Genomic DNA, 24,766 nt, shown 5'->3' on the forward strand with positions numbered 1-24,766 from the left:
AAAGGCATCTCAGGTGCAACCTTGGGTGCATCCTCCGGTGCCTCCAAAGGCATCTCAGGCGCAACCTTGGGTGCATCCTCTGTTTTTGCTTCTAATAATTCTGGTTTTGTAAGTTCGGGTGCAAATGTTTCTGATGTGTTCTCGCTTGATGGTGGCGATGCTGTTTCAACGGGACGCAGCTTTTCCTTTGGTTGAAACGGTGCCAGACTATCTATTTGTCCCTCTCCAATATGGCGTGCATCTTCTTTCTCTTGTGGTTGCATAGTTGGTTTTATGGCAGGGATTGCACGGATAGGAGCCTTCACGGCTCCTTGTTGAGAAGAAAACTCGCCCACTAAAGGAGCAAGAGTGATGGGAATTGCTTCCAATGGTTGTGGTAAAGAGACAGAGCTTGTAAACTGAATAGCTCCCCAACTGAGAAAAATGACATGGACCACAAGGGATAAAGCCAAGCCTCGTTTCATACTATGATAAGAGTCTTTGTTCATTCTTTATGCCTTACTTATGCCTTACATTTTTTCATTTTTAATCACTCTATGCTCTTTTAAAAACATCTTAAAAACAACCGGTTATGCACAATTTTATTACTTATTATTTATTGTGCTAAACTTGCTAACGCAACTTGAGAAAACCCCGCTTTTTGAATATCCGCCAGCAGTTTTAATACTTGTTGATATTCAACAGTTTTGGCAACCCGCACAAAAACCCGTTGATCTTTTTGTGTAGCATCTGCTTCCAGAAGAGTTTTCAGGTGTGCAATCAGTGCCTGTGACGTTTCATAATAATCTTGATTAATGGCAAAGCGCCCTTGCGCGTCAAGTGAAACCGTAAGGGGTGTTTTTTGAGCTCGTACGGGACCCGCTTGACTACGAGGCAAATCTAGAGGAACACCGTTCACTAAAAGGGGAGCAGAGACCATAAAAATAATCAACAAGACCAGCATGACATCCACAAAAGGAGTGACATTGATCTCACTCATCAGTTGGCTTCGTGAATGATGCCGCCTACGTGTATTTTTGCGAGAAGAAGAAGAAGCAACAGAAACGCCCATGGGATAAGATCCTTTTTATAAAGAGGAAGGTGCTGTGCGTGTTTCATCAATACGCCGCGATACAATTGTTGAAAATTCATCGGCAAAATTTTCTATTTGTGCAATGATGCGCGCACTTTCATGAGTCAACTTGTTATAAGCAATAACAGCTGGAATTGCTGCAAACAAACCAATAGCGGTTGCCAAAAGCGCTTCTGCAATCCCTGGCGCGACAATGGCAAGTGATGTATTTTGAGAAGCTGAAATAGAAAGAAAAGACTCCATAATACCAATAACTGTTCCAAAAAGTCCGATAAAAGGTCCCGCAGATCCCAGTGTCGCAAGAAAACTTAATTTTGATTCTATTTTTTCACTTTCACGTCCCAGCGTCAAATCCATAGCCTTATCAATTCTGCTCTGCAAACTTTTCGATGTATGGGTCCCTTTTTCAAGAGATTTTTTCCATTCAACCATTGCTGCTATAAAAACTGCGGATATACTATTGGTACGTTGACTTTTGCATGATGCATAAAGATCTTCTAGCGCTTTGCCAGACCAAAATGTGCGTTCAAACTGCTTTATTTCACGCCGTATTCTCCGATACGTAAAAATTTTATCAAAAATAATTGCCCAACTCCAGATAGAAGCGAGCAGCAACCCAATCATAACACCTTTCACGATCCAACTCGCTTGCATAAACAAATGCAACATTCCAATTGTTTCTGGATTCGTTAGTTCTACATGCGGCATAATTTTTGTCCCTCTAAATGAAAGATGCATTTTTTTTAATTTTATAAAACAGATTATTTTATAGTTTCTAAATTTAAGTAAAGACTCTAGTTTCACATAAATCCATGCGCTAAAACAAGACTTGTTTCTTAAATTTCCTTAAAAAGTGATGACGAGAGACATCCCTCAATGCACGCCCCCCTCATTTCACAACAGCATTTATGAAAAATATAACGATAAGGACTTATCCATAAATACTATAAAAATAAAAGATATAAAAATGCATAATATTAAATCTATTATGCACCACCATCTTTACGTTTATAAAAAGAACGCTAAATCATCATACGCGTTTCTAGCTTAAAATGCTGCAATAAGTCTTAGCACTTGAAAAGATTCGTAAGAGGTATTTTATTCCTTTCTTAAGTGTTTTTGTATCCACTCACCAACTCCGCTTGTGACATGTAAGAAAATGTTTTTGATTAATTCGCGGCAATAGAGCTTGAAAAGAAAAAGTTTTACAAGTTTCAGAATTATCTGAAAGTGACAACGCAATGAATTATCATTGTAAATAAATATGTTATCATCATAAAAGATGACGCTTTGCCTCAGGCTATTATTTCTCTCATTTTCCATCGAATTGAATACGGGGTACACCATCGGGCACAAAAAACGACAATAAACCACCATAAAATGCCTCACAACAATGTGCCTCACCCATACACCCCTATTATAAGTCCTATATAATCTAGTGTAAGTCTCATGTAATCTCATTGTGTTGTGAATTTACCCCTTTCAATCCCTATCATCTCTCTGGCATCATGGTGTAACGTACAAGCTTCTGTGATATGAAAAAAGCCTTTTCACATCTTTACTTTATGAAAACCGGCTTCTTCGCTCTCTTTGCTCACTTGCGATATTTGATCGTTATTGCATTGAGAATGATCCATAAGGAACATTTTTACAATTTTTTTCAATAATTTATATTGCTCTCTTATGATGTGTAAGCAAATGATTTTAATTGTTTCAACATGAACAGATTTGAAATGAAAGTATTTTATTCTATTCCTCTATTAGGGTTTGTGCCCGTAAGAAGTGATAATTTATCTTTCTAAGTCAATATATTATATAGAATAATATGCTTTTGAAACTTTAAATGCAAGAATGCATTTCTGCTTTGCATACATTGATCTCTCACTCATTCACTACGTTTAGAAGCGCACATAAATCGCGCATTATAGCACATAAAGTCATGCATGATGGATAGAAATGGATGAAACACGCGCTTTTGTGATGCCAAATGATAATCCAGTAAAAAAACAAATCAAATTGCTTAAAAACACCCTTTAGGTGTTTTGAGACAATTTTCGACCTAATAGCTTATTATCACTTTATTGCAATATTGTGCTGAGTATGTGCATTTTTATAAAAATAAATCTTAATCCATTTTTATTTTTTTATATTTTGTACTTTTTCGCTGCTTTCTGATGCCAACAAACCTTTCTTCAAAAGAAAGAAAATATCTTGAGTTTATAGCAGAAAATGGATGAGGCGACATTGATTTTGAATCATAACATGGATGAGGTATGTTTAATTTTGTGGGATATCATCTTCAATTTATTGTAGTTATTGTAGCAGAGGTGCTTTCTTTTGCTGTATCGTGTAACCTTATTGGAAAACATTTAGGCTATGATAAATATGTATAATCTTAGATTGTAGATTACTTTATATCTGCTGATCTTTCCTGAAACTGCTAATTCAATGAAGAACACTTTTAACCAAGCATTTTTGCAAAAAGTTCTTTGGGTAAACGTCGCGGTTTTGCCTCCTCATTAATCAGAGCAATTTCAACTTTGGCTGTTACCAACGTGGTCATCTCATGCAAAATAGATTGCTCCATAAAAAAGCGGGCCCCTTGGATATGAGTAACACGTGTTTTAACGACTAAAAGATGATCAATTTTAGCGGGTCTTGAAAAATTAATTTCCATATGACGAACAACAAAAAACAGTTTTTCCCCCTCACCCCCTGCTGCTAACATCTTATTATTAAAACCGGTATCCCGTAAAAACTCTGAACGTCCTCGTTCAAAAAACTCAAGATAACGCGCATGATAAACTACACCGGAAAAATCTGTATCCGCAACATAAACGCGGACCTGAAAATTATGAAAAGCGTTTGTATGATTGCTCTTAAAAGGTGTTATTTCTGTCATCGACTTCATATCCCATAAAATCATCTAATATAGCAAATTATCTATCAATCAAAAGATTGAACACATTTTTGTGTTGAAGTTGTGAAAAGCAAAAAATTTTTAATAGTGCCAAACCTTTTTAGCCAGAATATGCTAAAAGAAGGCACGTCTCTTGTATTTTATGACCTTGCTATAAAATATTCACATAGTTTCTTTTAATAAAGAGAATGTCTTAATCATCTTCCCCATCCCATAAAGATGTCTGAAATGATGAATTCTCTTGAGCCTCAGAAAGTTGAGAACGCCTTTGTATAGACGTTGTAGAGGCTGGAGCAGAAAGCCCTAAATGGCTCCAAGCCTTTTCAGTTAGAATGCGTCCACGAGCGGTTCTATGAATAAACCCTTGTTGGAGCAAATACGGTTCAACAATATCTTCAATGGCATCGCGTGGTTCTGATAAAGCAGCAGCAATTGTTTCAATCCCCACCGGTCCCCCTAAAAAAGTTTCCGCAATCAGGAGCAAGTAGCGACGATCAAGCGGATCAAGACCAAGATGATCAACCTCAAGGCGCGAAAGCGCTTCATCGGCGATTTTTTGGTCAATTTGTTTTGCTTGTTTAACCAAAGCAAAATCACAAACACGCCGTAAAAGCCGTCCGGCAATACGAGGGGTCCCCCGTGCTCGGCGTGCAATTTCATGAGCACCATCATCACTGATCTTGACGGCAAAAAGTCGTGCATTACGCTGCACAATATATTCCAATTCTTCTATAGTATAAAAATTGAGACGAATTGGGATGCCAAAACGGTCTCTCAGCGGCGTGGTCAAAAGCCCCAAACGTGTGGTTGCCGCTACCAAAGTAAATTTAGCCAGATCAATTTTCACCGAGCGTGCGGCCGGCCCCTCCCCAATGATCAAATCAAGTTGATAATCTTCCATGGCTGGATAAAGAATTTCCTCAATCGCCGGATTTAAGCGATGAATTTCATCAATAAACAAGACATCACGTTCTTCAAGATTGGTCAAGAGAGCGGCTAAATCCCCTGCTTTAGCGATGACCGGCCCTGAAGTAGAGCGAAAATTAACGCCTAATTCTTTTGCCATAATCTGTGAAAGCGTTGTTTTTCCCAACCCCGGTGGCCCTACAAACAAAACGTGATCCAGCGCTTCTTGCCGCGTTTTTGCTGCTTCAATAAATATTTTTAAATTAGCCCGCGCCGCTTCTTGACCAATAAAGTCATCGAGAACTTGTGGCCTCAAGGAACGATCTGGATCGTTAGGAAGGGGGGCGGAACCCAGAAGGCGTTTATCTTCATCTTTATGCATTGTTACCTTGATTTTAAGTAGGAGAAGAAAGCAATTTGAGACTATGGCGGATCAGCAGGGCAGAAGAAACAGTTTCCCCCTCAAGAGCATTCATCGCAAGAGCAAGAGCACGGGATGCATGTTCCCGTTCAAACCCTAGCTTCATCAACGCGGAAAGCGCATCATGCGCAGGTTGATTGGTCATCTCACGCTGAGGAACCGAAACAGTCTTGACAGCTTGTTCAAAGGGGAGTGTTTTACTTTTCAGTTCACCCACAATTCTTTCACTGACTTTTTTACCAACGCCTGGCGCTCGACTAATCATCGCAACATCGTTTAAAGCAATAGCCTGTGCAAGTTCATCTGGCGATAAAGTACCCAAGATTGCCAAAGCAACCTTTGCCCCTACTCCAGGAACATTTTGTAGAAGACAAAACCACTCCTGTTCAGCTCTTGTAGCAAAACCAAAAAGGCGGATTGCATCTTCCCGAACATGCGTTTCAATAAAAAGGCTTAACGCCTCCCCAACCGAGGGTAAAGAAGGACGCAGACGATTTGACACAAAAACAACATACCCCACACCGTGAACATCAAGAAGGATATGATCATCAAAGATATGTTCAAGGGTGCCCTTTAATTTGCCAATCATGCTTTCACCCCAATCATATCGCCATCCTTGCCTGATAAGATCGGTCAACACTCTTACGATGCATACTATGACAAAGAGCAAGAGCAAGAGCATCAGCTGCATCACTGCTATCAAATTCAGCCCGTGGGAGGAGAACTTTGACCATCATATGGATTTGTTCTTTAGCCCCATGTCCAACACCAATAACCGATTTTTTCACTTTGTTGGGCGCATATTCAAAAACAGGAAGAGTTGCTTGCGCAGGAACCAGCAATGCAATTGCACGCGCTTGCCCAAGTTTTAAAGTTGCTGTAGCATCTTTGTTGACAAACACATGTTCTACAGCAGCTTCATGGGGCATAAATTGATGCACAACCTCTGAAAGACCTTTGTGGATCTGACATAGCCTGGAAGCCAGCTCACACTGTACATCAGAAGAAACCGTCCCTGCTGCAATAAACTGAAGACGATTACCCACAACATCGATAACGCCCCACCCTGTACGCCGTAATCCGGGATCAATGCCTATAATACGAATCATCTCTGCCATAAACTACAGTCTATACACTTTTCCCCCCTGTGAATAAAGATGTGAATAAAGACAAGACCACAAAGAAAACAACAACCCAAGACAAAACCAGTAAAAAGATAATCATCCCCCCAAATTTATACAATTATAACACACAACGAACAGCATCTTTATGGAACACACTTTATGAAGCATAACTGAAATCAATCAAAACCATTCACACATTACAAGCAAACACCCTCTAAAGCATAAAAATTCCCTTTCTATATCATATCTAATGCCATAACGGTTAAACATCGCAAGCGAGCAAATAGAGAGTGCTGGATTGTACATTCATTAAGTGTAAAGAGGCTATGCAATGGATGGTACACACTTTGCGAAAACTTTTTACATTATAGCATGACGCTACCATTATAAATCAACACATTGATTTATAATGATAATTAATTATTTTGTATGTTGCATAAGAATCCCGAATATCCTAAGATTTTCTCATTACAAATCTGTTTATATTGAATCAATCAAAACCATTCGCTTACATATGAAACGTGGGATTGCCGTATAGAGTGAAACTGTACAAGAAAGGACTAAAAATGCCTCTAATGAATTGTCTCAAGTGCCAAGGGCTGTCACAACATTGAGGACTGGCAAATATTTTGCAAGCGTAAAAATGAGGGAGCTCAATGGATGTAAACAAGAACTGAGAGGTGTTTTTGAATATACTCATCACACCACAATGACATTGCATGGAAGGGAAACATATGCATGGAGAGGGACATTATGCATGGGACACAGAGAATCCCTGAGGCATTCATTATATAGCACTTTATATGGCACTTTGATTTTGGATATTTTATTTTACGCGAGGGAAATAACTTCCATTCAAAACAAAAGAAGCCCCAAAACTGCAACAATGTGTATTATCCTCATTAACACACATTTTACAGCAACTTTATAGGCATAAATTATAGAGCATAAATAAATTGATGTACAAGCCCCTGCTCTATCTAGCGTCTAATCATTATCAGAGCCAAAACAAAATCACACGATAGATCAACAGAAAGTGTTCTAGCTGCAATCAACCAAAGTCGATTTCCCACAAAGACCAACCATACCCTATTCCATGCCATAATTCAAAATCAATACCTATCCCTCTCTCAGCTATAAACTCAAGATATTTCCTACGCTCAAATAGAAATTAGGCAGAAAAAAGCACTCTAGATTGGTTTTAGTTGTGAAATTTTGGTTGTAAAAAATGGATATACTGCTCTAAATATCGCAAGAAAGAAGCAAGGCGCTATTCTTCTCAGAACGCCCAAAAGCTGTTTTCAGTAATTCGATTTATTTTCCCACTGGATTATCATCGTTCAAAATATAGCCGCCGCTTATTGACCAAAGCGCTTAAACTACAGCAGCATCTCTAAATGAAACAAAATGCACGCTTCTAAACGTAATGAATGAGAACAAATTGACGAAAAATTTCTGGCAATTCATGCCAATGAGGGGGTTCAAGTTCCAATGTCGGTGTATGAAGTGACACTTTTACAATTTCTTTTTTTATTTGTTCTGATGATATTTCCCCTTCGCGCAAAACAAGGGGAGTACCTCTAAGAACGCCCAAAGGCTGTTTTGAGCAATTCGATTTGTTTTCCTACAGGGTTATCATCTTCTAAGGCACAAGAGGCTGCAGTTTCCCACCCAGCACGCATATACTGTATCCGCGCTTCTAAACGCAATGAATGAGAAACAAATTGGCGAAAAATTTCTGGCAGTTCTTGCCAATGAGGGGTTTCAAGTTCCAATGTCGGTGTATGAAGTGACACTTTTACAATTTCTTTTTTTATTTGTTCTGATGACATTTCCCCTTCACGCTCTGCGCGAAGAAGAAGGAGTTGAGAAGCGATTTGCATAAGTCGTGTACTTAAATACATAGCCTCTTTCGCATAGACTGCAGAAACCTCTGCCGAAAGAGAGCGTGCCACTAATTTCCCTTCTGAGTCAATATACGCTGCGGTTTTTTCAATCAGCGCCATTGTTTCTTCGTAGAGACGATTAAAAGCATTTTCAAAAGCATTATGCTCAATCATGATAATAGGTTCATCATATGGACGTTTATGTACACTCACGCTTTTATACTCCAAGTATCAGCACAAAATCATACCCCTCAACGAACAGAGTATTAAAAAGTTTCTTTTGTTGCTGTATAGAACGCTTTTTTTTTAAAACTGCTACCTCTTTTAATTTTTTTGCGCAACGCACTTTTTATACTAAGGTTAACGTGCCCAACAAACACTATAGGAATGTTTTTTATAAACGGATCATTTTCCTTGAAAAGGACCACTGCCAAGATTGCCGTTTTTCACAATAATAAGCGACTCCAAATTGCAAAGCAATACCCGTTATTATTAAGAAGGTATCGGAAAAAACCGTTTCTGTCATCACTGTTTTTATAATTTGTCCAAACATCGCAAAAATGGTTCCCGTTACAAAGACCGGTAAACTATGTTTTCCTAAAATTGCTAAAGGATGTTTCTGAGAAACATAAAACCATTTATTGATGCGTGGCAAAGAAAGAATGAGAAAGGCTAATGCAAGAACATGGAGTAAACGTGGCAAGCTTAAAAAGGTTTTATTAAAGTTCACCAACGGGGAAGACCAGCCAAGCCACCCCAAAATGCCCCACCAGTTTAAGCGAACCCATAACAGCGCCAACAAGAGATACGCTGCCGCACAAACAATCCAAAAAGACTGAAAAGCGATTTTTTTTCCTTGTTTAAGCGCTAAAGTACTGGTCAATCCTATGACGAATAAGAATTGCCAAGACAAAGGGTTTAAAAACCACTTTCCCTCTAAAGGATAAGAAGGAGGAGCAATTTTATAAAATCCGCAGATAAGATACAGTGTAAAGGAGCCCAAAAGCAGCCATTTTGTCTGCTTACAACTCAAATAAAGGATAAAAGGCGCAAAAAACATCAAAACGATATAAAGAGGAAGAATATTATTATATCCCAATTGATGCCCAAAGCTTAAGGTACTCAAAAATGCGATACCAGGCTCTTTAAAAAAGAGTCCTACATTGTTCATTGATAAAAGTTTTTCTGTTCGCCATAATAAAAAGGCAGCAAAAAAAAGGCTTAACGTGACAAAAGTCGTAAAAAGGTATGCACCATAGAGCTGCAGAGCTCTGTACCAAAGTTTTCGGATAATAAAAGCAAAGGATTTTTGCTGTAACCGCGCATGAAAGCTTAACCCAAGAGCAATCCCTGAAAGCAAAACAAATACTTCTGCACAATCAGAAAAACCGAAATTTCTATGAGTAAAAGACTCATAGATCGTTCTAGGAATATGGTTGATGAAAATTGTCAATAAGGCTAAAGAACGAAAAACATCAATACGTGTATCACGATGAGAAGGTTGAGTATTATGCTCAAGAATACCTTGGTATTTCATCAGTGGACTCCCACACGTCACAAACCCCTTGAAGTCCCAATAAAAATGGTGCTTACCCTTATTGCCAACAAGCATGAACAAGATGAAATTTTAATTTTTAAGAGTCAAGTTTCATTTTAAGCGTTTATTTTTTTAAAGCAAAAGTTTTTTAAAGGCAAAAGAACGAAAAGCGTCCATACGTGTATCACAACAAAAAGGCAACATATTATGCTTAAAAACACTCTCATTTCTCATAAACAGGCTTCTACACACCCACAAATCCTTTAAATTACGTGAAAATGGTGGTCACTTTCATTGCAAATAAGCATAATAGAATGAAACTTTAATTTTTAAGCGTTATTTTTTCTAAGAAACAGGGATTTGACATGACACAACAAAAAAATAAACCAATTGATCCACCTCTTTTCCCTCAGTTGATTTTAACACTTGATGTTCGGCGCAACACCCCACACACATTTTTGCAGCAAATTTTACAAACAAAGTCTTTTGCATGCGTCATCCTCTATGATTCTGAAAAGTTGAAAGATGATGGCTCTTTTTTACAACAACAAGCGCAAACTTACGCAGAAGATATTCAACATCATGACGCAGCCCTTCTCATCGCTGATGAAAGCCGCATTGCTGGGCGCATAAAGGCTGATGGATTGCACATAGAAGATGATCTTAACGCTCTTGAAAGCTTCAAAAATCAGCAAAAGGAACAAAAAATCATAGGCTTTGGCAATTTACGCAATCGCCATAGTGCTATGCTTGCAGCGGAAACAGGTGTTGATTACCTGTTCTTTGGAAAACTCGGGGCTGATAAAAAACCCCATGCGCACCCCCGCAATCTACAGTTAGCAACATGGTGGGCAGAAATTATGCAAACCCCCGCCATTATCCAAGCAGGAAGCGATTTTTCAACCTTTGATGAAGTCTTAAAGACTGGATGTGAATTCATTGCTGTAGAAGAAGTCATTTTGGGGAACGACAACCCCTTAATACTGCTTAAAACAATGCAAGAAAAATGTGAGAAAACCCCCTTGTAATATAGGAGGAGAATTTATAAATAAAACGTTAATAAAAATCCAAACACTCACCACTATATTACTTATATAGAACACACAATAACAGATAAAGAGGATACCTCGAAACTCAATAAAATTGCTTAATAATTCAATCAAATTGATGAAAAACCTATCGTCTTGTTTTCATATAATATATAGAAAAAAGGATCATAAAAACTTTCTCGTTCGATGTCTTATAAAGACAAAGCATTATGATTGGGGAAAATGGTCATTTTCAATATTGGTACTGAATACCAATAGCTGACGATACAAATATGCAGGGGACATAAAAATGCAATATAGCGGAACACTTGAAGATCTTAAAAACATAATTCGCAAAGCTGGATATCAAATCAAAGAAACTAAACCTCTATCACATCCATCCCCTGAAGGATATCAGATCAAAACCTCCGAAGGAGGCACTACTAATTGGTTTAAAAGCACAGGAAAACTTCAAGTTCAAGGCAGCGCAAACATAAAACAAAAGCTAACAGAAGATTTAGCAAAGCATCTAGAAGAAACATCAACGATTCCTTCCTCAAAAACTGCTTCCAATCCTTCAAATAAAAAAATCTTTATCGTTCATGGCCATGACCATATTGCTCTAGAGCAACTTGAACTTATTCTTCGCAGGCTTGGTCTCGAACCATACATCTTAAAAAATACTGGTGGTAATGGTTTAACCCTCATTGAAATTTTGGAAAAAGAAGCTTGTAACGATTCTATAGGATTTGGTATTGTGCTATTTACTCCCGATGATATAGGCTATGCTAGATCTGACAAGGAAAAAAAAGAACAATTTCGTGCACGACAAAACGTTATTTTTGAAATGGGCATGTTAACCGCTGCACTTTCTCGCAAAAATGTCGCTATTCTAAAAAAACAAGACCTTGAACTCCCTTCAGATTTTGGTGGGCTTAAATACATTCCTTTTAAAAAACACGTAAAAGAAACACTTCCGGATCTTTTTGATCGACTATGTGAAGCCGGCTACAATTTAGATGCAAAAAAATTTGCTACAGCATCACGTTAAATTTGAATAATGCTTATGTTTATTTTTTAAAGCGCACGCCCAAAACCACAAGACACCCCACCACATTCCACAGACACACACATCCTATAGGCTCAAAGAAACGATCCACCCCCCACCCTTCTTCAAACAGCAAGCGATTGTGCAAATTTTAATGAAGAGACCGAAATTCATTACCATGGAAGAAATCATTTTAGTCTCTTTGATAAACGCGGGGATGTTGTCATAATTTTGATGGACTTGCAAAGTTTAAGAGGCAGCCTCTCATTAGATTAAAGAAAAATAGGAAATTCACGTCGGGCATGTACTACAGCTACAATTTCGATTTGATTTGCAGCTACTTGATACAATATAAGGTAATTTGGATGCGCTACAATTTCTCGTAATCCTAATACCTTCTCACTCTGTCTGTATAAATATAGATGTTCAGCCAATGGCAGTACGGATGCTTCCAAAAACCTTTTCATTCGGCGCGCAGCAGATGGATTTTCGCGAGCAATATAAGTTAAAATCTGACGCAAATCGTCGCGCGCCGAAGACAACCAAACAACCGGAAGCATCACTTTTCCTGTTCAGCTTCAAGCTGACTGATTATAACTTCCATTTCAGCCATAACCTCATCATGCGGAATAGGAGGATATGGATTTGCAAGACTGCTCGCTACCTTATCGCGCAGCCATGCAGTGTAACTGCTTTCCTGTTCAACGGTTTCGAACTCTGAAATTAGCAGAGAAAGGGTGATCTTTATAACATATGTCCTTTCTATTCCTGAATATTGAAGATAATTACTCTTGGCTATGTTGTCAATACTAGCGAATTGAAAATGTTTAACTTTTAAGCGTCCAAAGTTCTTTTGATCTTAAAACTTAAGGCTTTTTAACCCTCTCAAAAAACACGGGGGCTGTTGTCATGATTTTGGTAATCATTCCAGAGAGGTTTAAGAGGCAGATAGCCTCTCATTAAAAAACAAATTTTGTAAGTAAAAAACTATTTTTATTGTAAATTTCCTGAAATTACTTTATGAATTAAAAGATGTTTTGGTCGCATACGCAACGACCAAGAGGGTCTTGAAAGCCCGAAAATCTAAACATGAATTTACCCCACTTTGTGGGTATCCCGGAATTCCGGGAGTTTTTGCTATGTCCAGGTGCTTTAAGCACTAAAAGCAAAAAAAGCTGATTAGATTTCAGTACTTTCAAGCTCCCGGAATACTCATGCGAGGGCGCTCGCGACCGGCGGGGGGGCTTTAAAATGCAAACCAAAGATCTTGATAACGACATTTTCATTGGCAAAAAAATTCGTTTGAGACGAAAAATGTTGAAGATGTCTCAAAAAACATTAGGTCAGCACTTAGGTGTCACTTTCCAACAATCCAGAAATATGAAAACGGCTTAAATCGTGTCAGCGCAGGGCGTTTAATGGAAATTTCTGATATTTTGAATGTTCCCATTGCCTTTTTTTATGCCGATATCATTACAAAACAACAGCCCGCATACCACCATGATGAAATCGCATCAAGCACAGAGGAATATCTGCTGCTCAAAAGATTTAGAACTCTCACAACGGTAAAAAAGAAAGCCTTTTTACAACTGATCTCTGAAGAGAATGCAAGCTAATATAACGCGATAGCGTGCACTATTCAAAGTCCCCTTTGTAACACTTTATTGCTTGAATGCAAAACATACCACCCCTCCATTTTAAAAAACGACACGTTAAGAGACACTATTTTAATTTTTATTGTAAATTTTTTGAAATTACTTTATGAATTAAAAGATGTTTTGGTCGCATACGCAACGACCAATAGGGATTAAAAGCCTGAAAAACTCAAACATGAATTTACCCACTCCTGTGGGTATCCCGGAATTCCGGGAGATTTTGCTATGTCCAAGTGCTTCTCAGCACTAAAAGCAAAATGCTGATTTGAGTTCAGTGCTTTTAACTCCCGGAATACTCATGCGAGGGCGCTCGCAACCGGCGGGGAAAAATGCAATCTCAAAATCTTAATATTGATCTTTTTATTGGCAAAAAAATTCGTTTGAGACGAAAAATGCTAAAAATGTCTCAAAAAACATTGGGTCAACATTTAGGTGTTACTTTCCAACAAATCCAGAAATATGAAAACGGCTTAAATCGTGTCAGCGCAGGGCGATTAAAAGAAATTTCTGATATCTTGAATGTTCCACTTTCCTTTTTTTATGCGGATATCATTACAAAACAGCAGTCCCCATACCACCATGATGAAATCGCATCAAGCACAGAGGAATACCTGCTGCTCAAAAGATTTAGAACTCTCACAACGGTAAAAAAGAAAGCCTTTTTACAGCTAATCTCTGATGAGAATGCAAGCTAACATCACACGGATAGCGTGCGCTATTCATAAGCATTCATACGTATTTTAAAAAGCAACCTCCATTGTAAGCATTTTTTCATTTTAAGAGGAGAAGCCCTTGATATAATAGAAGATAAGCATCTTTACATACGATAACCCTTCATCATTATTACTTTTAACAGAACTGTTTTAAACAGTCTGTCTCTCGTCGACATTTATGCTACTTTTTTAACTTACCCAACCCTACCTTGAACCAAGACGAAAAACTGAGAGATAAAAAGTAATATAGAAATGAAATTCTTATACGGCTTGTAATGATGAAAAAAAAATGTGAAAATTCTGATCGGTAATGAGGAGAAAACACCATGATCAAGAGAAGTGTGAAGCTGCTTATCTTAGGCGTGATTGGGCTTGCAAGTTCTGCTGTAAGTTCAGCGGGAAACACTGAAGAAATCTCAAATTCTGAAAGCTCTTTCAATACGATTCAAGAAGCTTCAAACACTCAAGAACCTTTTCAGCCCTTAAAAGCTGGAGACTATGACCAAGCCTATGACTATTACATCCAAGGTTATTATTTAAAAGCTTTTCGTGAAGCACTCCGACGTGCTGAAAAAAATGATCCTTTTGCACAAACTCTTCTTGCCCGAATTTATATGGAAGGATGTGCTGTTCCTATTGACGGTGCGCGTGCTGCTTTATGGTTTGAACGCGCCGCAAAACAGGGGGAACCCCAAGCACAACTACGCTATGGACTTATGTTGTTTGATGGTCACTTTATAAAACAAAATCAAGAACTTGGTGCGCAATTCATTCAAAAAGCTGTCAAAGCAGGCGTCAAGGAAGCCTATTTTTATTATGGACAACTGCTTCTTTATAAAGCCTCACAGGAAAAACAAGCTCTCCCTGGTGTTTCTTCCCAAAGTCGTGAAAATGAAGCAATAGAGCAAGCCTTAAAATGGTACTTAAAAGGTGCTGCTCTTGGGGATGCTGAAGCGGCTTTTTCTGCTGCAAAAATTCTTTCCTTAGGCACATTAAAACGACCAAAAGATGATCACAATGCCCGCAAGCTCATGGAAGTAGCAGCTCAAAACAACCACTTAAAAGCTCAACTTCATTTAGCACAATGGCTTGTACAAGGGCGTGGAGGAGAAACAGATTTTCAGCGTGCTTTTCATTTACTTCACAGAAATGCCGTCAACATGATTGCACCAGCACAGATTTCCCTTGCAAGGCTTTATCGAGATGGCACAGGAACAAAAGGCGATACAATAATGGCAGCGGCATGGTATATGCTTGCAAAGGAGGCAAAAATGCAAGCTCCTGATCTTGAAATAATGCTCCAAGGCATGGATAAGGCACAACTAGAAAAAGCGCACAAAGAAGCAATAAAGCTCCTTCCTGTTTTTTAAAATACTCCTCTCTGCTTCAAAAAGATAAAATTTATAGAAATTCCGGGAGATTTTGCTCTGTCCAGGTGCTTTAAGCACTAAAAGCAAAAAGGCTGATTCGGACTCAGTGTTTTTAACTCCCGGAATACCAACGCGAGGGCGCTCGCAACCGGCGGGGGCTTTAAAATGCGAGCCAAAAATCTTGATAACGACATTTTCATTGGCAAAAAAATTCGTTTGAGACGAAAAATGCTAAAAATGTCTCAAAAAACATTAGGTCAACATTTAGGTGTTACTTTCCAACAAATCCAGAAATATGAAACCGGCTTAAATCGTGTCAGCGCAGGGCGTTTAAAAGAAATTGCCGATATCTTAAATGTTCCACTTGTCTTTTTCTATGCGGACACCTCAGCAAAACAACAACCCCCATACCCTCATGATGAAATCGCATCAAGTACAGAAGAATACCTGCTGCTCAAAAGATTTAGAGTTCTAACCTCGATAAAACAGAAAGCCTTTTTACAGCTGATCTCTGATGAGAATGCAAGCTAACATCACGCGATAGCGTACGCTATTCAAAGCCCCCTTGTGAACACTTTATTGCTTAAATGCAAAACATGCCACCCCTCCATTTTAAGAAACGACACGTTAAGAGACGCTATTTTAATTTTTATTGTAAATTTCCTGAAATTACTTTATGAATTAAAAGATGTTTTGGTCGCATACGCAACGACCAAAAGGGGCCTTGAAAACCCTAAGTTCTAGCGTAAAGATGAACCCACTTTGTGGGTATCCCGGAATTCCGGGAGTTTTTGCTATGTCCAGGTGCTTTAAGCACTAAAAGCAAAAAGGCTGACTAGAACTCAGTATTTTCAAGCTCCCGGAATACCAACGCGAGGGCGCTCGCAACCGGCGGGGGCTTTAAAATGCGAGCCAAAAATCTTGATAATGACATTTTCATTGGCAAAAAGATTCGTTTGAGACGAAAAATGCTAAAAATGTCTCAAAAAACATTAGGTCAACATTTAGGTGTTACTTTCCAACAAATCCAGAAATATGAAAACGGCTTAAATCGTGTCAGCGCAGGGCGTTTAAAAGAAATTGCCGATATCTTAAATGTTCCACTTGTCTTTTTCTATGCGGATATCTTAACAAAACAACAGCCCCCGTACTCTCATGATGAAATCGCATCAAGTACAGAGGAATACCTACTTTTAAAAAGATTTATAGTTCTAACCTCGATAAAACAATTAGAGTTCTAACCTCGATAAAACAAAGAGCCATTTTACAATTACTCTCTGATCAAAATGAAAGCTTTTAACATCATGACATAGAGCACTACACTCTCTGTTCTTGACTTGCCTCCCACCCCTCAAAGGATAGAAGCCCCTTCCCTATCCAGTTGGGAAACAATCCGTCTTCTCAGAACAGAACTCTTTTAGCTTCCCATTTTATGTGGTTCATTTCACAAAATTATCCGGACAAGCTCTCCCTCAAATATTCACCACACACTCTCATAAAAACATCACATGTACAAAATTTGATGCCTTACAAACACCACACCTCAAACGATAGTATTTAAAAAAACAGAATAAACATTCATACGTATTTAAAAAAAGATAGCCCTTAAAAAGCAATGCTTGAAAATTTTTTTGGTCGATCTGGAACAGCACCTAACGCATCATTTTATAATAGTGATCGAGGATATGATCTTAACATGCAAACGCAAAAAATTGCTTTTTTATCATAATCACTAAAAGCAGCTGTTTATTAAAATATACGCCACCAGAAGCACTTCAAGCAGCCTTTACAGCTGAAACCATTATTCATCGATTAATTAACCGATTGATTAGATACCGATATGTTGTTAATGTGCTATAAGTAAAGTTGCTCTTATTTCTGGAAGAGGAGCTTCGCAAATAAAGAGCAACAATAAGTAAGGGGAATTAAAGATGTTAAAATATTTATTGCTGTCACCGGTTGTGTTGGTAGCTGGTTGCGCATCTGTAGGCAATTATTCATCAAATTATGTTGATCAAAGTCTTACAAAGCGTCAGGCACAATTAGTCGCTAACAAATTTATTAGCGGTAACAAAGGGTTTTTACCACCCGCTACAACCACACTTCTTATAAAGAAAAATAATACAGCAGACAACTTTACTCCTTTATTTATCAATCTGTTGCGACGGAATGGATATAATGTGATCTATACAGATCAACCTCAAAAGCAACAAAATATGGGTGTGATTTTGAGTTATAGAATAAGATTAAATAGTAGCACTATAGTGTCTCTTTTTCAGTATAACGTGAATGGAGAGCCGCGTTCTTATATAAATACTCATCCCAGATGAACCCGCTATTTAATGTAAACATTCTCTATATTTTACACGTAAAGACTTAAAAGCTCTTGTGAAAGCCAAAGAGATTTACACCTCAATAAAAAACCTCATTTTTAGCCAGAGTGGATAAATTTTATTATAGATTGTAACAATACAAAATAGTGTAAGTTATAGCTTTAAGATTTAAAGAAAGAAAAATACTAAAAATAATGAAAATGCCCCATACCCTAGCAAATTATTACGCGAAGATATAAATGCAAAACTTGGCTTATCTGTGATTGAAGCGGCTGAATAGCTTTCTATATCCTGTGTAGCATTTTCTAGGGTATTGGTAAAAATCCTTATAACGACATTTTCAATGGCAAATTCATTGGCAAAAAAGTTCGTTTGAGACGAAAAATGCTTAAAATGTCTCAAAAAACATTAGGTCAACATTTAGGTGCCACTTTCCAACAAATCCAGAAATATGAAAACGGCTTAAATCGTGTCAGCATAGGGCGTTTAAAATAAATTGCCGCTATCTCAAATGTTCTACTTTCCTTTTTCTATGCTGATATCTTAACAAAACAACAGCCCCCGTACTCTCATGATGAAATCGCATCAAGTACAGAAAAATACCTGCTGCTCAAAAAATTTAGAGTCCTAACCTCGATAAAACAAAGAGCCATTTTACAGCTCATCTCTGATGAGAATACAAACGAACACCCTGTGACAACACACCACGCTCTATCCCATGAGACACTATAATAAACTCCGTATTCACATATTCATCACATATTCTTAATTAAAAACACCTCATGGTTTTAGGGAACTTATATCATTGCCATCAATTATATTATTGCCATCAATGATGATATTTTACGACACAACGGGATAAATTTCCCCAAAAATTCTAAAAAATTTTTGTGCAAATTTTTAAAAAGCTTGCGTCTGAGCGCTTTTTATGGTCTTGCAAAGAACTGAAAAGCAAAAATACATAAAGGTCCTTTTTTACTTAAGCTTTTCTCTTTGCAAAAAGCAGGAGAAAGCCCATAAAGAGCACACAGGACCATGAGAGAGCAGCAAGGTTAATCAAAGGGATTTTAGCCCGAAAATAACAAAAGAGCTTGACTGTTAAAGGCAGCAAAGAAAAGCGCCATAAAGACAACAAGAGAGTTCTTTTTGCAAGAATAGAATTGGATAGAAACGATGAAAATTAATGGCAATGAAATTCGCCCTGGTAATGTGATCGAACATCAAGGAAGCTTATGGGTTGCTGTTAAATGCAACGCTGTAAAACCAGGAAAAGGTGGTGCATTTAACCAAGTTGAAATGAAAAATTTGATTGATGGTACAAAACTTAATGAGCGATTTCGCGCTGCTGAGACCGTTGAACGCGTGCGCCTTGAACAAAAAGATTTCACATTTCTTTATCAACAAGGGGATGCTTTGGTCTTTATGGATTCAGAATCTTATGAACAACTAGAACTTCAAAAGGATTTTGTTGGTGAACGTGCTGCTTTTCTCCAAGATGGGATGACTGTCACAGTTGAACTTTATCAAGAAAAGCCTATTGGCATCTCACTTCCTGATCAAGTTGCTGTCACAATTGCGGAAGCCGATCCTGCCATCAAAGGACAAACGGTTACCTCCTCTTATAAACCCGCCATTCTTGAAAACGGGATTCGTATTCTTGTTCCCCCCTTTATGAATGCTGGTGAACGTATCATTGTAGACACCAATGAGTTGATTTATTTGCGTCGCGCAAATGAAAAAGATAAATAAAGGAATAAAAAATGGCCCATTCTGCAGTCATGAATGTCATGGTGCAAGCTGCAATGAAAGCAGGACGCTCGTTGGTACGTGATTACGGTGAAGTGCAAAATTTGCAAGTGTCTTTGAAAGGACCAGCAGATTATGTCAGCCAAGCAGATCGCAAAGCGGAAAAAATTATTTTCAATGAATTAAGCAAAGCGCGCCCCAAATTTGGTTTTCTGATGGAAGAGTCAGAAGAAATCATTGGAGAAGATTCACAACACCGTTTTATTGTTGACCCTTTAGATGGCACCACAAATTTTCTCCATGGCATTCCTTTTTTTGCTGTTTCCATTGCCTTAGAAAGCCAAGGAAAAATCGTTGGTGGTGTCATTTACAATCCCGTGAATGATGAACTCTTCACCGCAGAACGCGGGTGTGGTGCTTTTTTCAATGACCGCCGCTGTCGCGTTTCTGCTCGACGCAGACTAGAAGATTGTGTCATTGCCACAGGAATGCCTCATTTTGGTCGCCCAAATCATGGAACCTACCTTATTGAATTACGTAATGTGATGGCAGAGGTTGCCGGACTTCGCCGTTTTGGTGCTGCTGCTCTTGATTTAGCTTATGTGGCTGCTGGAAGAACCGATGGCTTTTGGGAAGATAACCTGCAAATTTGGGATATGGCTGCTGGAATACTGATGGTTCGTGAAGCCGGTGGTTTTGTCACCGATAAAGAAGGCGGCAACAATATATTTCGCAAAAAAAATATCATTGCCGGCAATGAACACATTCGCCTAAAATTAGAAAGAGTTCTCAAAAAAGGCATTTAGACCTCATAGTAAGCTCTCAAAAGGACATCTTTTTAAAAGACAATACGAGTCCCTCTGAATACTCCTCATCACGCAACCTATCTCATCAAATTACACAATATGATGAAAAAATTCAGAAAATTGTGATGAGAGAGCTTATAAAACTTCGCTTATCTTAGCGCTGCCACTCTTGATTTAGCTTATCCGTTAGTCGAGCCGAGAGCTTTTGGAAAAACAATCTAAAAATTTGCAACAGAACACCCCGTATACAAAGGTTCACAAAACCATCACCAACGATCAAGCCCCCAAAAAAACCTAAAAATACAATTACAGTCTAGCCAATATTATTGACACTGTTGTTTCCTCAATTCCTCTGCAAACAAACCAGAAAACAAAAAGAACCATAAAAACAAAACGCTCTCAAAAACAACAAATACACCTGCTGCAAAAACCTCCCCTACTCTTCTTAAGAAATCACCCTTACACAACGCAAAAAGATTGGCTCCCAAAGCCTGCCCTCTCCTCTCCCATAAGAACTGTCACTATGCCTCTCAAGAGTTTTTACCACTGCATAGCAACAGAAATTTCAGCAAATCCACTGCACTCCACCCTCCCCCTTCATTTAATCGTTATCCAAAATGCCGATGAAATTCGCACGAAATTTGTAGTAACAAAAATCCTTTTTCTCAAAAATCGCCGCCTGCATTTCCCTCTTTAACTGTTCTTGATTATCTTTAACTACCTCTTCTAGGGCATTTACCTTCTCCTCATCAAAGATAATCTTTAATTTTTTTGTGAATCTCCTATTCCAACGAGCTGCTCCCCAAAAATCAACCGGTTATCACATTTCTCATTTGATGATTTCAACCATCTTCTAGCACCTGATGCGTAAGCCTTTTTAAACGTTAGAGTCCCTTCAACAATGGAAGAATCTGGTCCCATACTTGCATCATTATCTTTACACGTATTGATTGTATCTTTAACTATGGTATAAGAGCACCCCTTATCAAAAGCCATATAGCCCTTTTTTACTGTTTTAATGAGCTTCTTATAGTAAATAAAAGTCTCTCTCACCTTTTTATAACCATCGGAAATATCACACAATAACAACAGCACATCCTTTTTACAACATAGTAACGGTGCACATTGATCAGACAAAAAATTCCTGTGCTCTAACATTTTCTCTATCTCTTTATGTCTGGAATTATAGATATGTTGTCCCACAAAGTATCTGCAAATTTTTGCTTTTCATTCTTCTTTTTAGATAGTTTTTCTTTTTGCTGTTTGCATTCAGCTATAATCACATCATCAAGAACGTACAACAACCAATGAAGCAATAACATTGTAGGTTTATAATATTCTTTATTTGTATGAGTATTAACAAATCCTTTCAGAGAAATTCCATTCTCTTCCATGAATTTTCCTGCTTTTACATAATATTGCTCAAAAAGTGTTGTATTCAAAAGATTATATATTTTTTCAATCTGCTCATCAGTCAGTTCTGTTTCGAGTGCCTCCTTATACAATAAAGACAATTCTCTCTCCCCTTGCGCACAAATATTCTTTACCAATGAAGGTCTGTTCCCATGAGCTTTCATGCCTGCTCTAGGATTTTTTATCTCTAGTATATCCCTTTCCCATTGCCTTACTCCCTCATCCCATTGCTCAACCCACTCCTTTGATATTTTTTGCGTTTTTTCAAAAAGCCTTTGTTCCCCTTCTGCAATAATCTTTTCATATATCTCGCACCCTCGAACTTTCTGTTCAAATTGTTCAGTTAATTGCTTGTTACGATAATTTACAAATGCCAGCATTACAGCCACCCCACAAAGCACTATTACCATTGCTACAATTAAAAAAGCCTCCTTTGAAAATCCCCAAAAAACCACAGCTGCTTCAAGGTGTATACAAGCATAAAGATGAATCCTACAATCTTCACCGCCCATTTAAAAATGAACTTGATGGTGACTATCATTCGGGAGTTATTAGTTTCTTCCTTTATCGGATTATCAATTACCTCTTTTATTTCTTCATCCATTATTTCCCTCTTTTTGTTTGTGTAACCTTCCCATCGACTTCTCGGTATTGTGTCATTATGTGTATATGCGATTCACGGGATACCACATATTATGTTTTAACAAAATTAGTATACAAAATATAGATAGTTGTATTGATAAATGCAAACGATTTGTATTTTATTATACTGCTATTGTGTTTTATACGCTTTAAAGAAAAGCCTTTTAAAACCTCACAATGCATGATCTATGAAATATGGGAAAAAATACTAAAAATCTTAACACAGCAAAACATAGCTGCGTGCCCTCTTAGCTCTGTTTTGTAAAATCGATAAAAAACATCTCTCAGCCCATTTATCGGCTCTTTTTCCATAAGCCGGCACCATCACACATTTTGCCACCCTCTAATATTGCTACAGCCCTTAAAACTTGAGAGGATTCATAAGAAGCATTGTTCTTTCTCAAGTGTTTTACACCATACAGACTTCCCCGCTTGATATATGTAAGAGACATGATTTTATTGGTTCATCATACATAGGTTTGAAATAAGAAAATTTATAATTTTAGAAGCTCTCATCCAACGTGCAAAACAATGAATTATCCTTATAAATCAACGTGACAGTGCTGTTATGAAGAGAACTCCTTGCTCATCTTAATAGTCCATAGCGATTTAACTGGATATCGTTTTATATTTTGTACACAGATGAAGTATTTTTATAAAAATGCTTCATCTTGCGCAGAAAAAAGAACAGCCCGTTAAAAAAGAAAAGCATCTCAATGCTTGCCTTTCTTTTTTCCATGAGAGTTTCAAATTAATAAGCCTGTCTGAAAAGAGTGCTGTTTACGCCCTTAAAGATACTGCTCTTGTATCAAGATTACTTACTCAGATGAGAATTGCAGTTTAGCCAAATGCGCATAAACATTATTTTTTATAATGAATTGTGTGTTCCTTCTTCCACAAAAGCGCCTTTATCCATCACGAGAATACGATCAGCTTTTAAAATTGTTGCCAAACGATGTGCAATGACCAGGATTTAGGATTTTGTATCAATCCTTCTAAGATATCTTGCACCAACTTTTCACTGTTTGCATCTAAAGCAAATGTTATTTCATCAAGTAGCAACATTTTGATTTATAATAATAATTCATTGTTTTATATGTTGAATGAGAATCCCGAATACCGTAGGATTCTCTCATTTCAAACCATGTTTCATGGTGAACCAATCAAAACCATGCCTTTTGCACTTTACAAGTGGGGAGAGCCCGCGTGCATAAAAAACTATTAAGAAAGAACTTAAAATGCCTATAATAAATTATCTCAAGTGCCAAGGGCTGTAGCAACATCCACGAGTTGGCAAATATAATGATGGTGCCGGCTTGCAACAAGAGGGCTGCATTTCTTAAAATCGCCAGTGCAATACCAATGCGTTGTTTTTGCCCCCCAGAAAGCATGGTACCACGTTCTTCTACTTGCGTATTCAAGCCATCTGGTAAAGCTTGAATAAATTCAAATGCATTGGCAGCTTTAGAAGCGGCCAAAATTTCCTCTCCATGGGTATGTTCAGTTCCAAAAAAAGAAGAAAAGTTTACAATTATTTTATTTCAAGTCTTTATACTCTAGGGAAGAAAGGATTTATGCATATATTCAAAATGATTTTTGAATTTAAAAACGCAACCACAATGATTTATAAGTGTTTAAGACCCATCTGTTTATGTCGGATGCGTTTTTGAATTAATATTTAAAGTGCACTCTTTGATAGGATAAAAAATCCATCCATTTGCAATCGATTTGTTTAAAACCTTTGTACCCCATAAAAAGGAGGCTTTTACATGCCAATATTACCAAAGCGATTTTTGAATTTAGAAAGACGACCACCGCGATCTACGAGTGTTTGGGAGCCACCTGTCCATGCCGGATGCGTTCTTGGATCAATATCTAGATTAAGAGTATCGCCTTCTTTTCCCCAAGTAGAGCGCGTCATATATTGGGTTCCATCCGTCATAACAACGGTAATTTTATGATAATTGGGGTGAATATTCGCTTTCATGCGTCAAACCTTTTGCGTTTATAGAATGAAATAGCACTTGCTTGTTTTTTTAAGTGCACTTCCTTTGTCTTTTTGATACATTGATTAAAGTATTTATTCCTATAACTGAGCACGCATCAAAAAACAAGTGTTCAAGATACATCATTGTATCAAGTGTTA

At 37.8% G+C, this 24,766-nt stretch carries 22 protein-coding genes and 6 pseudogenes; 11 read left to right on the plus strand and 17 right to left on the minus strand.

The annotated features are described in order from the left end of the window. The 10 genes and pseudogenes from ACFIL7_RS00785 to ACFIL7_RS00830 all read right to left on the minus strand — a co-directional run. Nucleotides 1-488: pseudogene (locus ACFIL7_RS00785) on the minus strand (cell envelope biogenesis protein TolA); the annotation flags it as partial. Between the two features lie 107 nt (nt 489-595). Next, nucleotides 596-1,051, minus strand: coding sequence for a protein TolR (tolR, locus tag ACFIL7_RS00790; RefSeq protein ID WP_273790463.1), 456 nt, complete (start codon nt 1,049-1,051; stop codon nt 596-598). Nucleotides 1,052-1,066: 15 nt separating this feature from the next. Next, complete coding sequence (gene tolQ, locus ACFIL7_RS00795; RefSeq protein ID WP_375617873.1) at nt 1,067-1,780, minus strand: protein TolQ; 714 nt, start codon at nt 1,778-1,780, stop codon at nt 1,067-1,069. Between the two features lie 1,753 nt (nt 1,781-3,533). Continuing rightward, the gene (gene ybgC, locus ACFIL7_RS00800) at nt 3,534-3,974 is read right to left on the minus strand and encodes a tol-pal system-associated acyl-CoA thioesterase (protein ID WP_375611759.1); all 441 of its coding nucleotides are present in this window, start codon (nt 3,972-3,974) and stop codon (nt 3,534-3,536) included. Between the two features lie 211 nt (nt 3,975-4,185). Next, nucleotides 4,186-5,280 (minus strand): Holliday junction branch migration DNA helicase RuvB, encoded by a 1,095-nt coding sequence (gene ruvB / locus ACFIL7_RS00805; protein ID WP_375633422.1) that lies wholly within the window; start codon nt 5,278-5,280, stop codon nt 4,186-4,188. A gap of 13 nt (nt 5,281-5,293) precedes the next feature. Beyond that, a complete protein-coding gene (ruvA, locus tag ACFIL7_RS00810; RefSeq protein ID WP_375617871.1) occupies nt 5,294-5,908 on the minus strand; it encodes a Holliday junction branch migration protein RuvA in 615 nt (204 codons plus the stop codon). Nucleotides 5,909-5,921: 13 nt separating this feature from the next. After that, nucleotides 5,922-6,437, minus strand: coding sequence for a crossover junction endodeoxyribonuclease RuvC (gene ruvC / locus ACFIL7_RS00815; protein ID WP_375683241.1), 516 nt, complete (start codon nt 6,435-6,437; stop codon nt 5,922-5,924). 1,320 nt (nt 6,438-7,757) lie between these two features. Then, nucleotides 7,758-8,004 (minus strand): annotated as a pseudogene (locus tag ACFIL7_RS00820) (DUF1465 domain-containing protein); the annotation flags it as partial. A 19-nt stretch (nt 8,005-8,023) separates the two neighbouring features. Continuing rightward, on the minus strand, nt 8,024-8,542 hold the full coding sequence (locus ACFIL7_RS00825) for a DUF1465 family protein (RefSeq protein ID WP_375683242.1): 519 nt from the start codon (nt 8,540-8,542) through the stop codon (nt 8,024-8,026). A gap of 181 nt (nt 8,543-8,723) precedes the next feature. Continuing rightward, complete coding sequence (locus ACFIL7_RS00830) at nt 8,724-9,866, minus strand: OpgC family protein (RefSeq protein WP_375683243.1); 1,143 nt, start codon at nt 9,864-9,866, stop codon at nt 8,724-8,726. Nucleotides 9,867-10,231: 365 nt separating this feature from the next. Between ACFIL7_RS00830 and ACFIL7_RS00835 the strand changes: the two genes are divergently transcribed. Continuing rightward, nucleotides 10,232-10,894, plus strand: a complete 663-nt coding sequence (locus ACFIL7_RS00835) for a thiamine phosphate synthase (protein ID WP_375683244.1) — start codon at nt 10,232-10,234, stop codon at nt 10,892-10,894. A 310-nt stretch (nt 10,895-11,204) separates the two neighbouring features. Next, nucleotides 11,205-11,945: a TIR domain-containing protein gene (locus ACFIL7_RS00840; protein ID WP_375636475.1), complete on the plus strand. Its 741-nt coding sequence runs from the start codon at nt 11,205-11,207 to the stop codon at nt 11,943-11,945. Nucleotides 11,946-12,214: 269 nt separating this feature from the next. On the opposite strand, the gene ACFIL7_RS00845 is transcribed toward ACFIL7_RS00840, so the two are convergent. Together ACFIL7_RS00845 and ACFIL7_RS00850 are read right to left on the minus strand one after the other, a co-directional pair. Beyond that, nucleotides 12,215-12,502, minus strand: coding sequence for a type II toxin-antitoxin system RelE/ParE family toxin (locus ACFIL7_RS00845; RefSeq protein ID WP_375634420.1), 288 nt, complete (start codon nt 12,500-12,502; stop codon nt 12,215-12,217). After that, nucleotides 12,502-12,750, minus strand: a complete 249-nt coding sequence (locus tag ACFIL7_RS00850) for an antitoxin (protein WP_375683255.1) — start codon at nt 12,748-12,750, stop codon at nt 12,502-12,504. The genes ACFIL7_RS00845 and ACFIL7_RS00850 overlap by 1 nt, the downstream gene beginning before the upstream one ends. 443 nt (nt 12,751-13,193) lie before the next feature. Between ACFIL7_RS00850 and ACFIL7_RS00855 the strand changes: the two are divergent. The 9 genes and pseudogenes from ACFIL7_RS00855 to ACFIL7_RS00895 all read left to right on the plus strand — a co-directional run bounded on the left by ACFIL7_RS00855 (nt 13,194) and on the right by ACFIL7_RS00895 (nt 20,565). Further along, nucleotides 13,194-13,558, plus strand: a pseudogene (locus ACFIL7_RS00855) (helix-turn-helix domain-containing protein). A gap of 368 nt (nt 13,559-13,926) precedes the next feature. Further along, nucleotides 13,927-14,292, plus strand: a complete 366-nt coding sequence (locus tag ACFIL7_RS00860; protein ID WP_375683245.1) for a helix-turn-helix domain-containing protein — start codon at nt 13,927-13,929, stop codon at nt 14,290-14,292. 344 nt (nt 14,293-14,636) lie between these two features. Continuing rightward, complete coding sequence (locus ACFIL7_RS00865; protein WP_375674824.1) at nt 14,637-15,680, plus strand: tetratricopeptide repeat protein; 1,044 nt, start codon at nt 14,637-14,639, stop codon at nt 15,678-15,680. Nucleotides 15,681-15,845: 165 nt separating this feature from the next. After that, entirely contained in the window at nt 15,846-16,211 is a 366-nt protein-coding gene (locus tag ACFIL7_RS00870; protein ID WP_375633432.1) for a helix-turn-helix domain-containing protein, read from the plus strand. A 374-nt stretch (nt 16,212-16,585) separates the two neighbouring features. Beyond that, nucleotides 16,586-16,980, plus strand: a pseudogene (locus ACFIL7_RS00875) (helix-turn-helix domain-containing protein). A 631-nt stretch (nt 16,981-17,611) separates the two neighbouring features. Further along, complete coding sequence (locus ACFIL7_RS00880) at nt 17,612-18,010, plus strand: hypothetical protein (RefSeq protein WP_375634416.1); 399 nt, start codon at nt 17,612-17,614, stop codon at nt 18,008-18,010. Nucleotides 18,011-18,325: 315 nt separating this feature from the next. After that, a pseudogene (locus ACFIL7_RS00885) lies at nt 18,326-18,745 on the plus strand (helix-turn-helix domain-containing protein). 441 nt (nt 18,746-19,186) lie between these two features. Further along, complete coding sequence (gene efp, locus ACFIL7_RS00890; protein WP_015856958.1) at nt 19,187-19,762, plus strand: elongation factor P; 576 nt, start codon at nt 19,187-19,189, stop codon at nt 19,760-19,762. 11 nt (nt 19,763-19,773) lie between these two features. Then, nucleotides 19,774-20,565: an inositol monophosphatase family protein gene (locus ACFIL7_RS00895; RefSeq protein ID WP_375636486.1), complete on the plus strand. Its 792-nt coding sequence runs from the start codon at nt 19,774-19,776 to the stop codon at nt 20,563-20,565. A gap of 762 nt (nt 20,566-21,327) precedes the next feature. Here ACFIL7_RS00895 and ACFIL7_RS00900 read toward each other — a convergent pair. From ACFIL7_RS00900 to rpmE, 5 genes and pseudogenes are all read right to left on the minus strand, one after another. Beyond that, nucleotides 21,328-21,702, minus strand: a complete 375-nt coding sequence (locus ACFIL7_RS00900; protein WP_375633436.1) for a hypothetical protein — start codon at nt 21,700-21,702, stop codon at nt 21,328-21,330. Nucleotides 21,703-21,728: 26 nt separating this feature from the next. Beyond that, on the minus strand, nt 21,729-22,490 hold the full coding sequence (locus ACFIL7_RS00905; RefSeq protein WP_375633437.1) for a hypothetical protein: 762 nt from the start codon (nt 22,488-22,490) through the stop codon (nt 21,729-21,731). A gap of 948 nt (nt 22,491-23,438) precedes the next feature. Next, a pseudogene (locus tag ACFIL7_RS00910) lies at nt 23,439-23,685 on the minus strand (ABC transporter); the annotation flags it as partial. Between the two features lie 98 nt (nt 23,686-23,783). Continuing rightward, nucleotides 23,784-24,098 carry an ATP-binding cassette domain-containing protein gene (locus tag ACFIL7_RS00915; protein WP_375633438.1) on the minus strand — a complete coding sequence of 105 codons (315 nt, stop codon included), beginning with the start codon at nt 24,096-24,098 and terminating at the stop codon, nt 23,784-23,786. A 287-nt stretch (nt 24,099-24,385) separates the two neighbouring features. After that, nucleotides 24,386-24,607, minus strand: a complete 222-nt coding sequence (rpmE, locus tag ACFIL7_RS00920) for a 50S ribosomal protein L31 (protein WP_375633439.1) — start codon at nt 24,605-24,607, stop codon at nt 24,386-24,388. Nucleotides 24,608-24,766: the final 159 nt, after the last annotated feature.

Source organism: Bartonella sp. AP3QHHD (assembly GCF_042195765.1).
Classification (GTDB): Bacteria; Pseudomonadota; Alphaproteobacteria; order Rhizobiales; family Rhizobiaceae; genus Bartonella.

Excerpts from the sequence above, each read along its gene's own strand:
- tolR (WP_273790463.1), bottom strand. The coding sequence starts at position 1,051 with ATGGGCGTTTCTGTTGCTTCTTCTTCTTCTCGCAAAAATACACGTAGG.
- tolQ (WP_375617873.1), bottom strand. The coding sequence starts at position 1,780 with ATGCCGCATGTAGAACTAACGAATCCAGAAACAATTGGAATGTTGCAT.
- ybgC (WP_375611759.1), bottom strand. The coding sequence starts at position 3,974 with ATGACAGAAATAACACCTTTTAAGAGCAATCATACAAACGCTTTTCAT.
- ruvB (WP_375633422.1), bottom strand. The coding sequence starts at position 5,280 with ATGCATAAAGATGAAGATAAACGCCTTCTGGGTTCCGCCCCCCTTCCT.
- ruvA (WP_375617871.1), bottom strand. The coding sequence starts at position 5,908 with ATGATTGGCAAATTAAAGGGCACCCTTGAACATATCTTTGATGATCAT.
- ruvC (WP_375683241.1), bottom strand. The coding sequence starts at position 6,437 with ATGGCAGAGATGATTCGTATTATAGGCATTGATCCCGGATTACGGCGT.
- ACFIL7_RS00830 (WP_375683243.1), bottom strand. The coding sequence starts at position 9,866 with ATGAAATACCAAGGTATTCTTGAGCATAATACTCAACCTTCTCATCGT.
- ACFIL7_RS00835 (WP_375683244.1), top strand. The coding sequence starts at position 10,232 with ATGACACAACAAAAAAATAAACCAATTGATCCACCTCTTTTCCCTCAG.
- ACFIL7_RS00840 (WP_375636475.1), top strand. The coding sequence starts at position 11,205 with ATGCAATATAGCGGAACACTTGAAGATCTTAAAAACATAATTCGCAAA.
- ACFIL7_RS00845 (WP_375634420.1), bottom strand. The coding sequence starts at position 12,502 with ATGCTTCCGGTTGTTTGGTTGTCTTCGGCGCGCGACGATTTGCGTCAG.
- ACFIL7_RS00860 (WP_375683245.1), top strand. The coding sequence starts at position 13,927 with ATGCAATCTCAAAATCTTAATATTGATCTTTTTATTGGCAAAAAAATT.
- ACFIL7_RS00865 (WP_375674824.1), top strand. The coding sequence starts at position 14,637 with ATGATCAAGAGAAGTGTGAAGCTGCTTATCTTAGGCGTGATTGGGCTT.
- ACFIL7_RS00870 (WP_375633432.1), top strand. The coding sequence starts at position 15,846 with ATGCGAGCCAAAAATCTTGATAACGACATTTTCATTGGCAAAAAAATT.
- ACFIL7_RS00880 (WP_375634416.1), top strand. The coding sequence starts at position 17,612 with ATGTTAAAATATTTATTGCTGTCACCGGTTGTGTTGGTAGCTGGTTGC.
- efp (WP_015856958.1), top strand. The coding sequence starts at position 19,187 with ATGAAAATTAATGGCAATGAAATTCGCCCTGGTAATGTGATCGAACAT.
- ACFIL7_RS00895 (WP_375636486.1), top strand. The coding sequence starts at position 19,774 with ATGGCCCATTCTGCAGTCATGAATGTCATGGTGCAAGCTGCAATGAAA.
- ACFIL7_RS00905 (WP_375633437.1), bottom strand. The coding sequence starts at position 22,490 with ATGGGCGGTGAAGATTGTAGGATTCATCTTTATGCTTGTATACACCTT.
- rpmE (WP_375633439.1), bottom strand. The coding sequence starts at position 24,607 with ATGAAAGCGAATATTCACCCCAATTATCATAAAATTACCGTTGTTATG.